Consider the following 15,459-nt stretch of genomic DNA (forward strand, 5'->3'; position numbering starts at 1 on the left):
GCTCCAGTGCGTCACCTCATCAGCCTCGACCCCGCACCCGGGTGCGGGCTGTTCATGCCTGCACTATGGGACGGCGCAGCAGCGTCGGTCCTGGATGCGGGTGAGCGGCACCACCACCTGACCCAGGCCACCGGGCTGGCCCCGGGGGCCGTCGTGGCGCCCCTGTGGGCAAACCTTGCCATCCCGCTGCTCGATACCGGGCGCGCCCGACTGTCCCCGGTCGACGACGCTGTCGCCGGCCACCCGTTCCTGTGGCTGCCAGAGCGGCTCCTCGCCCGCTACGAGCTGGTCGCCGACGACGGGACGACCAGCCTCGAGGGCCTGGACACCTGGGTGTGCCGCCTGCTCCTAGAAGCGTTGGCCGCAGGCTGGTACGACCGGCCCAGCGGCCTGTGGGTGGACGTCCTGGACGCGGCAGGTGCGGACGCCCGGCGGGTCCGCGACTGGGTCTCCGGTGCGGCGGACCCGGTCCTGGACGGCCTTGAGGCTCCTCTGGAGGCCGATGAGGCGTGGACGATCGCAACGGCCCAGGAGTTGGTGCCCTCCCTGCGGGCGGCGTCGGACGCTCTGGGCGCCATCGAGATCACCCAGGCCCTGCGGGACGGGGAGCCGGACGTGGTGCGCGCCGCGGCGACGGCCGCCCAGTGCCTCCAGGTCGTCGACGGGGTCCCCCACTGCCCCGCCTGGTGGTCCGAGCTCGCCGCCACCCCTGACCGCGGCGACCTCGTGTCCAAGGGCCTGGAGCACCTCGAGCGCCTGCGCGATGAGGGCACGGAGCACATTCGCTTCCTAGCAAACGTCCTGGTGGACTCCAGCGGCCTCGAAGGAGCGTGATGTAGCACACTCCGACCACTGACACAGCGTGGACCCCCAATCCCTGAGGGAGCGCATCGACGCTGACGCCTCGAGCGCTGCCGCTGACACCAAACTCACCGACGATGAGCTCATCGAGACCCTGCTGACCCTCATGGCCGCCTCGAACGTTCCCCGCCGGCTAGCACTGCGCTACCTGTCGCAGGGGAGCATGCGGCGCCGCCATGACGTCGACGTCGACGACCTGGAGGCAGCGTTCGCCTGGCTCCTGGTGCGCAGGATCCGTGAGGGTCCCGACCGGCAACGCCTCGCCTCAGGGGCCTCACTGTGCGGCTGGCTGACCCAGTACGGGTGGGGCTCGCGGGCTCTGGTGGTCAGGCAGGTCGTCCCGCCCCTCCAGGAGACTGTCAGCCTCGAGGACCTGACCCTCGCCGAGCAGGCCCCTGAGGTCGCTGATGCCCCGGAGTCCCGGCCCGAGGCGATCGCTACGGCGCGTGATATGCCTGACGCGCATCTCGACACAGTCGTCGAGGCCATGCGTCACCGACGCGGCGCGCGCCGCCTCCAGGCCGCAGCCGGGCAGGTCGCGGACATCTACGACCTGCCGGTGCTCCTAGCCCCCACCGACCCGGTCGACGCCAACCAACTGCGCCAGGACCTCGCGGACGATCCTCGGCTGGCCCGCCGCTCCCTGGAGGCCATGAGGTCCCTGCTCGACGGCACACCCTGGAGGCACGTGTTCGAAGGGGTGCCGGACACCGCACTGGCCCTGTGGGACGACACGACGGCGCCGCAGCGCGAGTACATGGTGACACTCCCCGACGCCGTCCTGGGCCTGCACGCCCAGGCCAGTGTGACGCTGCGGCCACGCCCCGGGGAGCGGGTACGGCGCCGCGTGGCCCGTGCGGTACGCACGCTCGTGCCCGCGGCGCGCCCCTCCCTGGTGATGGACGTGTGCGAAGCGTTCTGGGACCTGACGACCGACCCGGTCCCCGAGAACCAGGCGGGCATCACCGGCGCCGCGGCCGCGGCCATGCGCAGGGCGGCCGCCAAACGCGCGCGCGCCTTCGGTCCACTGGCCGCCCAGCTAGCCCGCGCGGGGCGCGGCGACCTGGGCTCGGACGCCGAGGACGTGCGTCGTTTCCTCGTCCAGGCGTGGGCCGCATCCGACCACAACCGCACCTGACAACCACCAACCGCAAAGGAGAACCCCTTGAGCAACACCAATCCGTTGGTCAGGACCCGCCGCGCCCTGGCCGTACGTCGCGCCCCGCTAGCAGCCCTGGCACTCGCCGTCACCCTCGTGCTGGCCATCGGTACGAGCGTGGTGCTCAACCGCGCAGATCACGGTGGCGCCGCCAGCCCCGAGACGGTAGAGGCCACCACCCGGCCCGTCACGGCCGCGGCCTCGCCCGCCCAGGAGGCGGCACCTGCGTCGGGCGGCACCTCGACCCTGACCTGGGCGTGCGCGAGCGCGTGCACGCTCGAGTTCACGGCGACCGGGCCTGAGGGCCAACCGGTCGACCTGACCGCCACCACGGACGGCGTCCTGACGGACGCCACGGCCCGGAACGACGGCCAGTCCGTGACCCTGACCGTCACGGGCTCCGGGTCATTCCAGGCCGTCGCCGACGGCGCGACATCGCTGACCGTCGCCGAGGCCGCCCAATGATGGGAAGAACCCACGCCATCACCGGCGTGGCCGCAGGGATGGCCCTGTTCTGGGACGCCCAGGTAGCGCACGGCCCGCTCGACCTGGGGCCCATACAGGTGCCGGCCGGTAGCACGCACCTGGGGCTGGGCCTGGGCTCCATGTCCGCCCCCTACACGGCACTGATGTGCCTGGCGCTCGCGTGCACGGCGCTGCTACCAGACCTCGACACGCCGTCGAGCCTGGCGTCCACGAGCATCCCACCCCTGACGGGCTGGGTCTCAGGGCGCCTGGCGGCCGCCGGGCACCGCAAGGTGACTCACAGTGGCGTGGGTATCGCCGTAGGGGCGGGCCTGGCCGCCGCCGTGTCGGTCTGGGTCGTCGGTACGGACATCCCCGTGCGACCAGGCAACGGCCTGCTATTGGGGCTGTGCGCCGCAATCGGCGCCAGAGCCGGCGGGGTGGGCCCGCACCAGCGGCTGCTGCTGTGGGCCGCTGCCGCCTCCGGGACCCTCATGGGTGCTGCGCTCCCGGCGACCTCATGGTGGTTCGCGCCGGCATCCGTCGCCGTCGGCATGTGGGTCCACCGCATCGGAGACGCCCTGACAACGCAGGGCGTGGAGAACCTGCTGTGGCCTGTCGTACGCGGCCCCAGGCTGTGCGTGCCCCTCCTGGGACCCACCGGGTCGAACCGCGAGCAGGCCCTCGCCGGCGCCGCGGCCGCCTATGCCGCTTGGTGCGGCGCCGACCTGCTGCTCGCCGCGGTCCGCATGTGAGCACGCAAGCACCCCCCCGAACAAGGAGACACGGAGACATCATGAGCGACTACTACGGAGCCGCCCCCAGCCACGGTCCGGCCGAGCCCCAGGACATCGTCAACGCGCCCGACGAGGCCAGCGGGGCGCCGGGCCTGAACGAGACCACGGACGCTGACGCGCAGGCGCGCACCCCCAGTGTGCCCGCCAGGCGCACCGGTCAGCGTCATGCGGGACCGAGCCGCTCCCAGGTCAGGGCGGTCCTCGCCACGCGCGACGCCTTGGCTGCGTCCAGCGACGAGGTGCTGGAGGCGCTGGCGAGCGCCCTGGGTGTGCCCAAGGACATCAACGACCTGACCGCCGCACTTGCCGCCGCCCCGCGGCCCAAGATGCAGGCCAACGCCGTAGCGGCGTTGCGCGACCTGCTCGCCGTCGCCGACGCCGACGAGCCACCGATGGCGGCACTCGCCCTGGCGGTCGGCAAGAACGGTGTCGCCCGGGCGGCACACGCCTGGAACCTCGCAGCCGCCGTCGGGGCCCTGCATGGGCGGCCGGGCGGCAACCCAGTGGATGCTGCCCGCGAGCTCGCCGAGGCTGCGACCAGCCGTCGCGGCCTGCTCGAGGCCCTCCAGGTGCTGGTGGACGGCTGATGAGCCGCTGCACCCTGTTCCGGCTCCGCCCCGGACACCACACCCCCATCCACCACACGACCGCCTGCCTCCTCTGCTGGGCCGAGTGCCGTGAAGCCGCCCAGCCCGGCCGCACCTGGTGCGCCGCGTGCCAGGAGGCGGCACTGGCATCCGACGACCCCCAGGTGGTCGCGTGGATCACCGACCTGACCGAGCCCGACCGTGCGGGGTCGGTGCTGGACGACCTCAAGGACTGACACTGACATGGCTTGGCGACGCAAGAAGCAGGACTGGTGGAGCGCCCCGTCTCAGGTACCCACCGACAACGGGCTCGACACGGGGGCGCGCTCGCGCGCGGCCCGGCGCATGCGCTGGTTCGTCACCGGCAGCGTGCTCACGTGGCCCGTCCTGGCCCTGGCCCTGATCCTCGTCGTCTCCCAGACGCTCAGCGGGGGCCAGGAGCCGACATCCACGCACACCCAGGCAGAGGTTCCCAGCCAGGTGCGGGCCACTGCGCTGGAGGAGGTCACGTCGTGGCTCGCGGCCGACCCGCAGCCGCTCCCCGGCGCGACTGTCCTGGGATGGGACCGGGCCGAGCAGGTCCCCGCCCGTGGCGCCACGCCACTGGGGTGGGAGGTGTGGACGGCCTACGTGCTGGCCTCCACCGAGGAGGCGGTCTACCAGGTCGCCGTGCAGGTCAACTATTCCCCGACCGCCGGCGCTGAGGTCGTCGGGACGCCGTCCCTGGACCTCGTCCCACCGTCGAGTCAGGGGTGGAGCACCACCGACTGGGCCGGCGCCGTGCCGGTGACGGTCGACGACGCGACGACCCGCGCCATCAACGCCTGGGCGCAGGCCTTCACGTCCGGTGACAGCGACGCCCTGACCACGGTGGTTGCCGACCCCGACGTGAGCCACCAGTACGTGCCGCTGTCGGGAGTCTCAGAGGTGCAGGTGGCGGTCGACCGAGCAGCCGCACGAGCCACGGAGCCCGAGGCAACCCCGGACACCCAGACCCTTTGGGTGGCTGTCCGGCTGTCTATCACCCGCACCGGCTCCGAGCAGGCGGTCGAGGTCTCCTACGACCTGCTCGTCACGGGTGCCGGCACCGGCGGAGCGCGTGTCGTCGCCTGGGGGCCTCCCGGGACGGGCCCGACCCTCGAGGCATGGGGCAACGCGGTGACCGCCGGGAGGCCCAGCACGCCCCAGTCAACCCAGACGCCGCAGGTCCCGGTACCGGCCCCGAGCGGGGAGGCAACACCATGACTAGGGTCGTCCCGTCACCGACCTTCGTCCGCAGCGCCCCCAGCGTGGACGACCCGGGGCTCCTGGTGTCCACCGGCGCGGACGTGTGGCTCTACCGGCAGCTGCCGCTCGCCCCGGTCAGTCACGCCCGGGTCGCAGCCTGGAGGGACAGCGAGTGCGCCGCCCCCCTGATGGGTGTCGGGCGAGACCTCGCGAGCCTCACGGGAGGCCGTATCCGCAGGCGGACGCTCCAGCGCTCGGGCTACAGGTCGATCCACCTGTTTGCGTTCCGCCACCGCGGAACGTTCGAGCCCGACGCTGCCAACCCCAACGCGGCACGGTTGCGCGACGAGTTCGCTGGCGTGTCCGTGCCCCAGCACACCGTGCTGCTCGGGGTGCCGCTACGGGCCTCAGTGCGCCGCTCCACGCTGCGCACCGCGATCCGCGACGTCGCCGCCACCCTCATTGAGGGCGGGGCGACCATCTCCGACTACCTTGCCGACTACGAGCGCATCGACACCATCATGCGGCGCCACGGCCTGGAGGTGCCGTCGGCGGCGACGGTCGCCGCGGCACAGGGCTGGTGGAACGACGGCCGCTGGCCGGAGACTATTGACTTGCCGCACGGTGACCACTTGCACGTGTTCAGCGCGTTCAGTGCTGCCCAGGCCGCGTCCAGGGCCATGCGGCGCGGCGTGGACTGCATGGACTGGGGGAGTGCCCTCGAGGGGCACCGGGTGCTGACCCTGGCGTGCGTCGACGAGGTGGACTCCGGGTGGGAGATCGACTCGACCGACGACGTGGCCGCCTGGGCGTCGCGTCTCCTGCACGGTGGGGCGACCGCGGTGTCCATCCGCGGCTCAATCGAGCCCGCGGACATCACACGCCGTGAGATGCGCCGCCACCGCAGGCAGTACGAGGGTGACATCGCCAAGGCACAACAGCTAGGGCGCATGGACAAGGCGGAGGCCGACGAGGCGGCAGCGAACCTCGCGGCAGCCGAGCGCGCCTATGGGGCGGACCATGGCCGCGGTTCTCAGGCGGTGCCCCCGACGCTGACTCACGGGCGCGTCTCGGTCGCGATGGACGGCCAGTGGGTGGACCCCACGACACTCGGCCGGGACCTCGGCGTGGTCCTGGTGCCCCGCATAGGACGCCAGGACTTCCTGCGCGATGAGATGAGCATCTGCTCGTGGGCGCGGGAGAACCCGCACCTGAAGGACTGGCCCCTGCAGATGGTCGCCGCGGCGGGCATGGCCGACGTCGCGGTCGTTGGCGACGGCCCCGCGGCCCCCTCGATCTGGGGGTTCACCGCCGACGACCACCAGCCCGTTGGCTTCGAGCCCACGCGGGCGTCCGACGCAGACTCGGCGACAATGTGGCTTGTCGCTGGGGCATCCGGCTCGGGCAAGACCCAGCTGCTGCTGCGGCACGCCGAGCAGCTTGCGCGCGCCGGACGCGACGTCGTCACGATCGCACCGAAGCCGATGGCTGACGCACGCCCCATCGTGGAGGCCACGGACAACGCGCGCCTGGTGGACCTGTCCGAGTTGCTCAGCTCTGACGGCGCCCTGGACCCGCTGCGCTACAACCAGAACCTGGAGTCCGCGGTCGCCCAGTCTGCGTCGAACCTCCTGGCGGTCAACCCATGGGGGACGCTCGAGGCCCGCGGCGCCGTCGAGGTCGACCTCATGGCGGCCCTGCACTGGGCGGCAGAGCGGGGCGCTACCTCCACCGGCAGCGCACTGTCCGCCGCGGCCCGCGCTGGTGTCGTTGATGATGTGGTGGTGGCCCCGGTCCTGAAGCTGGCACGTTCCTCGCCGCAGTTCCGGGCGTTCGTCGCCATGGACGACTCCGGGACGTCCCTCAGTGACTTCCGCGGCTGGACCCACGTCCAGGTGGGGGCGATGAACCTCGACCTGCCCAACCAGCTGACCGTCGAGCAGGGGGCGGCGAACATCTCCCAGCGGGTGGCGTTGACGCTTGTGCGCACCCTGGTGACGTCCTGCGTGTTCGCCCTTCAGGAGCGTGGAGGGTCGATCCTGCTCGACGAGGCTTGGGTGTTCCTGCTCGCTGGCGCCGACGAGCTTGACAAGGCGGGGCGCCTGGCCCGCGAGTTCAGCGTCGACATCGGCCTGTTCAACCAGAAAGTGTCCGAGGCCACGGGCCAGGGCCTGGCCGGGTACTTCGTGCGTGGCGCGGTCCTGCCGTTCAAGGACGCAGACGAGGCGCGGGGCGCCCTGGAGTTGTTCGACCCCAAGCTCGCCACCCCCGAGCGTGTCGCTGCCCTGACGGCCAAAGCGACACGTGGGTCAGGGATGGGTGCGGTCCCCAACCCGGAGTCCATGTGGCACCAGCGGGACCCGCAGACCGGGGAGGTCCTGCGCGGGTCGGTCGCCTACGTCATCGACTTCGACGACCGGGTGGTGCCGTGCGAGGTCGTGCTGCCCGAGGGCTTCCGGAGGCTCGCGACCACGAATGCCGCGGTGCTGCGCGAGCGTCGCCGGCGGACACGCCAGGACAGGTGAGGCCGCGGGTCCGCATGTGCCAAGGGTGTGGCAGACAAAGCGAACCTGACTGATGTCGCGCACGCGGTCGCCCAGGGGGCCGTCAAGGGTGGAACCAAGGGCGCTCTGGTCGGTGGTGCGCGCGCAGCCCTCAAAGGGCGCGGACAGACCATTGCCACGGTCGTTGCCTTGTGCGTCTGCCTGGTGGGGCTCCTCCTGGGGTCCGGTGGTGAGCCCACGCGCCTGGGCATCGGCCACGTCCAGGACGTCGCCGTCAACGGGTCCGGCACCTCGGGGTTCGCCGGCGCCGCCAAGGAGTCGGGCCTGGAGGGTGACGCTGGTGAGATCTCCCAGGTCGCCGAGGACCAGGGAGTCCCCACCGTGGTGCTGCTCGCGCTGGTGGCACAGTCGTCTGGGCCGTGGCGGGCGGACACCGACAGCCAGACTGTTGACAACGCCCGCACGGTCGCCCAGGCGCTGGCCGAGGCCAAGACTGACGTGCCGGCTCCCGCCGGATGGGACCTGTCAACCGGGACCGTCATGTGCCAGGGAGACCAGCTCGTGGTCGCCGGCGACCCCTGCCCCTCAGGGGTCGTGTCCGACGCCTCAGGGGCGCAGGAGGCCCGGCAGGTGCGGGAGGCCTGGGTGACGGCCATGATGGCCGTGCAGGGCCTGCCAGCACCCCGCACGGGCACCGTGTCGGCCGCCGTCGACGCCCCGGCGGCACAGGCCCTGGAAGGTGACGGGGCGGAGCAGATCACGCAGGTCGCGACCAGCGTGTACGCGCTGCCGGAGACGGCGGTCACCGTCGAGGCCATCACCGACGACGGCGGGGCCGCCCAGCTCGTGACGGTTGCCACCGACGACCCGCTCCCACTGGCGACCACCCTGGTCACCAGCTACCAGGGCATCGGCCTTGCCTCGGTCGAGGCCGCAGGACGCACGTGGACGCCCGAGGCCGGGTGGACCACCATCGACGCCGTGCTTGACGGACAGGACCCGACGGCCTCAACGCACGTGCGCGCCAGGGTCTGCGACTCCGGGTGGGGTGCCGGGTGCACCACCGACACTGCCGGGGACAGTACGCTGAGCCGCCAGCAGGCCGACCAGGTCTACTCCCAGGCCCTGTCGTGGTTCCTGGGTACCCCGACGGCGTCTGACACGTGCACTGACGACAGCGGAGGGGCTCCCGCAACCCAGGTGACTTCTGCGACCGGGGAGACCGTCACGATCGGCGCCAGCCAGGCAGGCTACGCGCAGGCCATCATCACCGCGGGGCGCGCCCGCGGCGAGCCGGACGCGAACGTGACCATCGCCCTGATGGTGGCACTGGCGGAGTCGCGCCTCCTGATGTACGCCAACTCCACGGTGCCTCAGTCCCTGGGCATCACCCACGACGCTGTAGGCGCCGACCACGACAGCGTGGGCCTGTTCCAGCAGCGGCCCTCCCAAGGGTGGGGTGGCGGCGACGTCGCGACCCTCATGGACGCCGGCGCGTCTGCCGGGCTCTTCTACGACGCGCTGGACGCCTACCAGGCTGCCGGTGGTGCTGGCACCTATGGGGAGCAGGCGCAGGCCGTGCAGGCCTCGGCGTTCCCCGAGCGGTACGCCCACTGGGAGCAGGCGGCCACGAGCCTGCTGTCCACGACGGCCGGGGCAGCATGCACGGGTCCGGATGTGGCCTCCCAACAGGGTTGGGGGTACCCGCTGCCGGAGTACCACCCAGTCAGCTCTTCCTGGGACCTGGCCCGGACCCACCCGGTGCTCGGCTACGCCCGCCCGCACTGGGGCACTGACATCGCAGCCCCCCAGGGAACACCCGTCCTGTCCGCAACCAGCGGGACGGTGCGCTACGCGGCCTGCGACACCGGCAACGGCGGGCTGTGCGCGGTGATCGTTGACAGCCCGGACGGGTGGCGGCTGCGCTACCTGCATGTGGTGGCGGGATCCGCGACGGTCCGGGCCGGCGACACGGTCGAGCGCGGCCAGCAGCTGGCGCAGGTCGGCAACACGGGGGTCTCCGCCGGCGCGCACCTGCACATCGAGGCCTCCCGGACCGACTTGCTGGGCTCCGACGTGCTGTGGTGCGCGTTCGACCCGGCGATGGCCGACGCGTGCCCTGACCCGGTCGAGACCTTCACGGCCCATGGCGTGGACCTGACCACCGGCCAGGTCACCGAGCCCGCTGGGGGCCCGGTGAGCGGGGTCCTGGAGTTCGCGCGCTCCAAGGTCGGCGGCCCCTACGTGTGGGGTGGTGAGGGCCCAACCGGCTACGACTGCTCGGGGCTGGTCCAGGCCGCCTACGCGTCAGTGGGGGTCAGCCTGGAGCACTCGGCGGCCCGGCAGTGCGCCGCCGGGCAGGTCATCGACGCGGCGTCCGCACAGGCGGGGGACCTGGTGTGCTGGGGCAGCCCCGCCTACCACGTGGCGCTCTACAACGGCGACGGCGGGATCGTCGGCGCCCAGTCCTATGCGACGGGTATCGCCGAGGTGCCCCTGTACGGCGACTACTACATGGTGAGGATCCAGTGACACGCCCAGAACCCGCCCCTGTCCTGCTGCTGGTTCCCCTGGCGGTGCTGTCACTGGTGGCGGGATGCGCCAGCACCCTGCCGGACACAGGGCAGACGCCCGAGCCCGGTGGCGCTTTCACCGTCCCGTCCGAGGGCGCCTCAGCGGCGCCCTCGCCGTCCAGTCCCGCACCGGTTGCGCCACAGGCGGTGGAGGCCGCCCGCACAGTCGTCCAGGCGCTGGCCTGCGGCGACGACCAGGCCGACCTCGCGGGGGCGCTGACGGGCGGTGCCACCCAGGCGGTGCCCGCTGAGCTGTCCGCACGCGCCGACGCGCGGGCCTCGCTGCTGGCGCGGGACGGGACAACGATGCACGCTCAGGTCCTGGAGGGCCAGGAGCAGGCCGTCTACGTTGACGACGCGGGCCTGGTGCTCATGGTGTACGCGCTGTCCTGGCAGGCGCCTCCCGCCCAGACGGCCCCACCCGTGGCCCTTGGCGACGCTGGGCCGGGCGACGCCGCGGTCACCGCGTGGGAGGTCACTGTCGTCAACGAGTCAGGCGCATGGCGGGTCGCGGACGTGACCACCGGCAGCGGGTCATGACACGGGTCAGTGTGGGCGCGTGGACGCGCTGAGCGCCGCGTCCCACAGGTCGTCGGCGACGTCCGGGTGGGCGGAGAGCACGGCGCACACGGCGTCAGCGCCATCCTCGTCCAGGCCGGGGCCGAACGGGGCGAACAGTGCGACCGTCCCCTCGTCCTGCTCCGCCCGCTGCCAGGCGTCGACGGCGCCCGCCACACCACCGGGATAGTCGCTCATGATGCGTCGGCAGGCAGCGGCGGTGCCAGACGAGCGAGCGTCCCGGGCCACGGTGGGGGCGCCGGAGCTCTGGGCCATGACGTCCCACGCCTCCGCGCGGGCGGCCCAGGGCCGTCCTGCGTTCAGTGCGGCCTCCACCCGGCCCGCCGGCGTGTCCGGGTCGGTCACAGTGCCACTGTCCCCCCAGGGGCTGATCCCATCAACCTCGTGCCCCTCGTCATCGATGATGGAGCCCATGCGTGCCATGCGCGCACGCTGGAGGAAGTTCCGGCTCGGCCGGTGTTTCGCGTCGTGCCAGCTGCTGCGGATCTCGTCGGCCAACTCCTGGGTCTCGCGCTCGGTCAGCTCTCGTCCGAGCTGCTCGGCGCGCAGCGAGACCGCCTCGGACAGGGAGCGCATCGCCGCCCTGTCGGTGGGGCCGAGGTTGACGTGCCCCAGGGAGCGGGCCATGTGCCGGGACACCACGGTGAACAGTGGGGTCGAGGGGATGCTGTCCGTCCCGTGCCGGCTGATCACCTCGAGGCAGACCTGGGACACCACCGTGTCAACATGGTCGCGGTCGGTGATGCCGTGGCGGCGCGCCAGCCGGTTGGCGTATGTCCGGACGATCTTGTACATCGCCTTGGCGTCTACGGTCCGGGGCCGCGTGTCGCCCAGGGACGCTGCGGGGGGTGCTCCAGCGGGCTTGGCCACCCACTTGCCGTCGGCGCCTCGGGGGTGCTGGTTCTCCTCATACCTGCTCATGCCCCCCTCTGTGCGGGAAACCCACCCAGTGAACCCCCAGGGAGGGCGGCCGGCCAGTCTCGCGACGCACGGCGGCCCTCTCCGCGTGGCCGCGCCGCGTCATCCACGCGTGCATGAGCCTCCGGCCCGCGCCGTGGGAGCCTCGCGCTCACGGCCGCCCAGATGAAGCGCCTGAGGACGACCGTGGCAGGTGCGCGTTCTCCGCTACCCGTCGACGCTTGGAGGCTCCCCGGTCACACAGTCCTCGGGCACACGCCGTCGAGGGTGAACGGGCAGGCCCGGAGTGGGTCCTTCCAGCCGGGGATCCGGTCAACCTCAGCGACGAGGCCGCCCGTCGCCGGGTAGGAGGGATCCAGCCAACGTGCCACGACCAGAGCCGATACGCGGGCAACCCCCGCGTCACGCAGCGACCACACGGTGGACAGGACGCTGCCTCCGCTGACCCAGGTGTCGTCCACGACCAGGGCGTGGGGCACGTCCTGGTCGTGGACGATGAAGGCGTCGGCCCTGACCTTCCGGTCCGACTTCGACCCTGGGCTGGGAGACACCTCGACAAAGGGCAGCCCCGACTGCTCCAGCGCGATCTCACACAGCCGCTCGAGCGCGCTGGGCGAGCCAGCACGGTGGTGTGAGCGGCTGGGAACCACGGCGACAGCGTCGATCTCGCTGCCCGCTAGAGCCCCGGCACAGCCACGGTGCGACACTGCGTGCCCCAGGACAGTGAGGACACCTTCGACGGCCTGCACAGACCGCTGCGGGGCCTTGTAGCGGTGCATGTCGGTGCCCAGCTGCCTGCCTTTGATGGCGTAGCAGCCGAACCCCAGGACATCGGGCCGAGCCGAGTCGGGCACGCTGTTGCACTGGAAGCAGAGCTCGTACTGGGGGTCGATCGCGGCCCTGCACAGCCTGCACACCCTGTTGCGCAGCGAGCTGGGCACCACCGACGCGTGGTAGTAGGCAGGGAGCGTACTCACGCTGTGACCTCGCGCAGCAGCAGCTCGGCGCGCTGGCGCTTGGCCTGGAGGTCCCGCACGTGGTCCAGGACGTCTCTGGCGCGGTCGGCGACCTGGGCCTGGCCCGCGTGGGCGAGCTCCTGCCCCCAGGACGTCGACTCAGCGACCCGGCGGGCCAGGATCACGCCGCGGCCGTGCTTGACCGCGTTGGCGGTCTGGGTACGCGTGCCCGAGTGCTCGGAGGCCGCGACCACGAAGGTCGTGATCCCGTAGCCGCTCATGACGGCGTTGCGCATCGGGAAGCTCGCGCGCGTCACGGTCGCCCCGGGCTCGAACTGCGTCATCACCAGGCCGCCCCGGTCAATGATGTCCTGGCGCAGCCGGGCGTGGTCGCGCGGGTAGGTGCGGTCCAGGCCCGTGCCCATCACGGCCACTGTCCGCCCGCCGGCGTCCAGGGCGGCAGCGTGGGCCGCGGCGTCAATGCCGGCCGCTAGCCCCGACACGACGGTCAGGCCCCCCGCGACCAGCGCGGCCGCGACGTGGTTGGCGACACGCAGGGCAGGGGCGTCGGCGTCGCGCGAGCCCACGACGCACACGCCCTGGTCGTGGGGGCGCAGGTCTCCCTCGTAGTAGATGATCGCCGGGGCCTCGCGCACGTCACGCAACCGGGCCGGGTACCGGTCGGACAGGACGCTGACCATGCTGATGCCGCTGGTGGCCCACTGCTCGACGTCGCGGCGTGCCTGGTCCAGCACGGGGTCGCCGAACAGCGTCTGGTCAGTGATGGAGGCCAGCACCTCACTGGGGCTGCCAGTGGCAAGCAGCTCCTGGACCCGGTCGGGCTGGGACAGGCCACGCTTCTTGACACGCGTGACCGCCAGCACGGCCGCCAGAGTCTCCATGTCCTCCATGGGAGCCATGGTAGCGGTGAGAGGCAAGCCGTCCACGCCGGGGACCACGGCGCGCGCCACAGCGGGAGACGTGACGAGCAGCCACGCTCGTGAGAGGGTTGGGCGCGACGCTGACAGTCCTCGTTGTGCCGCGCCCCACCGGCACCTGAAAGGTTCCCCATGCAGACTTCACAGTGGATCGCGCTCGCTGACCTGGTCCTGGCGATGATCGCAGCGGGGTGTGCGGTGTTCAGCTGGCTGTACGCCCGGGTCTCGAAGCGGGCCCGGGCACAGGCCCAGGTCGCACGAGACGAGGCGGCCAGAACCCTTCAGGCCGTAGAGCGCCTTGCCGAGGAGGCCGGGTCGCAGACCGCACAGATGGTCCGGCAGGCCGAGGAGATGGCGAGGCAGGCGACAGCGTCGGAGGAAGCCGCGCGAGCGGCCAGCAGGATCGCTGAGACCATGACACCCGAGCGCCTGACGCTCCAATGGACCGGCCATACCAAGTTCGTGCTGCGCAACAACTCAGACGCCCCAGTGTCGATCAAGAAGGTGATCAACCGCGGCGAGTTTGTGCGCCTCGACGGCGTCGAGGATGGTCTCCAGATCGGTCCACGCGAGTCAGCACAGGCGACCGTGGTCGAGGCGTGGGGGCGTCCCCTCCCAGCCGATCTCATCCTCGACCTGGACGGAGAGGACTCTCCCCTGGTGCTGCCACTCGCCGTGGGACGCCCCGAGAAGTCCAGGTAGGTCCTGGACGGCGTGACGGGGACCCCAGGCGGCGCCCGGGCCTCGAGGCCGTACCACGTGCCCGCGTCAGCTCAGGCCAGCGCCTCGGCGAGGCTGAGCGTCCTACCCCGAGGCTCGAGCCATCAACACCTCACCGAGGCCCAGTCGTCCGCCGCTAGCATGACCTCCGCCGGCGCAGTGCCCACAGCGTGCAGACGGCACCAACACCAAGCAGCACAGCCTTCACGACCTTGAAGGTGGTCGAGAACGCCGAACCCGGCAGGGCGTCGAGGACCAAGAAGCTCAGCAGGTTATTCACCGAGTGCCCGAGGACCAGGGGCAGGATCCTGCCGGTCGAGAGGTACATCCACAGCGCCACGCCAGCCCAGAGGATCAGGCCCACGGTGGTGGAGATCCCGTAGTAGACGTGGAACGAGACACGCAGGGCCACGAGGACAGCGCAGAACGCGATCAGGCCCCGTCCGCGGCCGAACAGCAGCAGTGGGATGCCGACCAGCGCGAGCTCCTCCAGAGGCCCTGCGAGCGTCATGTCGAGCAGATCCGCCAGGCGGGGTTCCACCACCGGGAAGGAGATCTCCTCACCGACAACCGGCAGGCGCGTGAGCCAGCCTGTCTCAGCAAGAAGAGCTCCGGTGACGAAACCCAGGTTCGTGAACAGCATGTAGGCGCACGCCTGCCATCCGGTGCTGACTGCGGTCCGGTGCCAGGAGGTCAGCGTGACCGAGAAGGGCCCGCGCAGCCACCTGTACGCGGCTGCCAGCACCAGCACCGCCGCTGCCGTGACGACAACCTCCAGGTCCGAGGCACTCTGCGCCGGGGGAGGCTGCCCGGGAGACAACCCGAGCCGCAGCCTGACGGCACGGAAGACTGCCGGTCCCCAGAGCGCAGCGAACAGGCCCAGCACCGGCGGCAGCGCCCACCAGCCGATGGGGCGCGTCCCAGACAGCGAGTGATGGGACGCGCGTGTCGCGGTCCCGCTGGTCGCCGGCTCCGGTTCAGGGATTCCCTCCATGACGTACTCCTGCCCATTGAGGGGTTCAGCACCGCCCTGCCGCCATGGCACGGCGCCAAGACTCGAGGACGGGCCCGTGCCGCAACCATGACGGCGCGGCGCACCGGAAGGCTACATGGGCGCCAAGCGACCAGGCTCAGCCCGCCTCTCGGCATCAGCGGCGCCCCAACGACGGCGCCAT

Annotated in this window: 15 protein-coding genes; 11 read left to right on the forward strand and 4 right to left on the reverse strand. The window is 71.8% G+C overall.

Annotated elements, in window-relative coordinates:
* Nucleotides 1-54 precede the first annotated feature (54 nt).
* Genes Q4C85_RS07170 through Q4C85_RS07215 form a run of 10 tightly spaced genes read left to right on the forward strand, consistent with a single transcriptional unit; the run spans nt 55 to nt 10,713 of the window.
* Nucleotides 55-834, forward strand: coding sequence for a hypothetical protein (locus Q4C85_RS07170; protein ID WP_303140919.1), 780 nt, complete (start codon nt 55-57; stop codon nt 832-834).
* Nucleotides 835-862: 28 nt separating this feature from the next.
* Nucleotides 863-1,999 carry a hypothetical protein gene (locus tag Q4C85_RS07175; protein WP_303140920.1) on the forward strand — a complete coding sequence of 379 codons (1,137 nt, stop codon included), beginning with the start codon at nt 863-865 and terminating at the stop codon, nt 1,997-1,999.
* 27 nt (nt 2,000-2,026) lie between these two features.
* Nucleotides 2,027-2,485, forward strand: coding sequence for a hypothetical protein (locus Q4C85_RS07180; protein ID WP_303140922.1), 459 nt, complete (start codon nt 2,027-2,029; stop codon nt 2,483-2,485).
* Nucleotides 2,482-3,240: a metal-dependent hydrolase gene (locus Q4C85_RS07185; protein ID WP_303140923.1), complete on the forward strand. Its 759-nt coding sequence runs from the start codon at nt 2,482-2,484 to the stop codon at nt 3,238-3,240. The genes Q4C85_RS07180 and Q4C85_RS07185 overlap by 4 nt, the downstream gene beginning before the upstream one ends.
* Before the next feature lie 41 nt (nt 3,241-3,281).
* Entirely contained in the window at nt 3,282-3,869 is a 588-nt protein-coding gene (locus Q4C85_RS07190) for a hypothetical protein (RefSeq protein ID WP_303140924.1), read from the forward strand.
* A complete protein-coding gene (locus tag Q4C85_RS07195) occupies nt 3,869-4,105 on the forward strand; it encodes a hypothetical protein (protein ID WP_303140925.1) in 237 nt (78 codons plus the stop codon). The genes Q4C85_RS07190 and Q4C85_RS07195 overlap by 1 nt, the downstream gene beginning before the upstream one ends.
* A 7-nt stretch (nt 4,106-4,112) precedes the next feature.
* Nucleotides 4,113-5,114, forward strand: coding sequence for a hypothetical protein (locus Q4C85_RS07200; protein ID WP_303140926.1), 1,002 nt, complete (start codon nt 4,113-4,115; stop codon nt 5,112-5,114).
* On the forward strand, nt 5,111-7,621 hold the full coding sequence (locus tag Q4C85_RS07205; RefSeq protein ID WP_303140928.1) for a hypothetical protein: 2,511 nt from the start codon (nt 5,111-5,113) through the stop codon (nt 7,619-7,621). The genes Q4C85_RS07200 and Q4C85_RS07205 overlap by 4 nt, the downstream gene beginning before the upstream one ends.
* A gap of 27 nt (nt 7,622-7,648) precedes the next feature.
* Nucleotides 7,649-10,132, forward strand: coding sequence for a peptidoglycan DD-metalloendopeptidase family protein (locus Q4C85_RS07210; protein WP_303140930.1), 2,484 nt, complete (start codon nt 7,649-7,651; stop codon nt 10,130-10,132).
* Entirely contained in the window at nt 10,129-10,713 is a 585-nt protein-coding gene (locus Q4C85_RS07215; RefSeq protein WP_303140932.1) for a hypothetical protein, read from the forward strand. The genes Q4C85_RS07210 and Q4C85_RS07215 overlap by 4 nt, the downstream gene beginning before the upstream one ends.
* 6 nt (nt 10,714-10,719) lie before the next feature.
* Here the strand turns inward: Q4C85_RS07215 and Q4C85_RS07220 are convergent, their stop codons facing one another.
* The 3 genes from Q4C85_RS07220 to Q4C85_RS07230 all read right to left on the reverse strand — a co-directional run bounded on the left by Q4C85_RS07220 (nt 10,720) and on the right by Q4C85_RS07230 (nt 13,537).
* Entirely contained in the window at nt 10,720-11,673 is a 954-nt protein-coding gene (locus Q4C85_RS07220; protein ID WP_303140934.1) for a hypothetical protein, read from the reverse strand.
* 233 nt (nt 11,674-11,906) lie between these two features.
* Nucleotides 11,907-12,647: a hypothetical protein gene (locus tag Q4C85_RS07225; RefSeq protein ID WP_303140935.1), complete on the reverse strand. Its 741-nt coding sequence runs from the start codon at nt 12,645-12,647 to the stop codon at nt 11,907-11,909.
* Nucleotides 12,644-13,537 carry a DNA-processing protein DprA gene (locus Q4C85_RS07230; RefSeq protein WP_303140937.1) on the reverse strand — a complete coding sequence of 298 codons (894 nt, stop codon included), beginning with the start codon at nt 13,535-13,537 and terminating at the stop codon, nt 12,644-12,646. The genes Q4C85_RS07225 and Q4C85_RS07230 overlap by 4 nt, the downstream gene beginning before the upstream one ends.
* Nucleotides 13,538-13,696: 159 nt before the next feature.
* Between Q4C85_RS07230 and Q4C85_RS07235 the strand changes: the two genes are divergently transcribed.
* Nucleotides 13,697-14,266, forward strand: coding sequence for a hypothetical protein (locus tag Q4C85_RS07235; protein WP_303140938.1), 570 nt, complete (start codon nt 13,697-13,699; stop codon nt 14,264-14,266).
* A 154-nt stretch (nt 14,267-14,420) separates the two neighbouring features.
* On the opposite strand, the gene Q4C85_RS07240 is transcribed toward Q4C85_RS07235, so the two are convergent.
* Nucleotides 14,421-15,278, reverse strand: a complete 858-nt coding sequence (locus Q4C85_RS07240) for a CPBP family intramembrane glutamic endopeptidase (protein ID WP_303140940.1) — start codon at nt 15,276-15,278, stop codon at nt 14,421-14,423.
* Between the last annotated feature and the right edge of the window lie 181 nt (nt 15,279-15,459).

Origin of the sequence: Actinomyces sp. (assembly GCF_030524025.1) — a bacterium.
Lineage (GTDB): Bacteria > Actinomycetota > Actinomycetes > Actinomycetales > Actinomycetaceae > Actinomyces.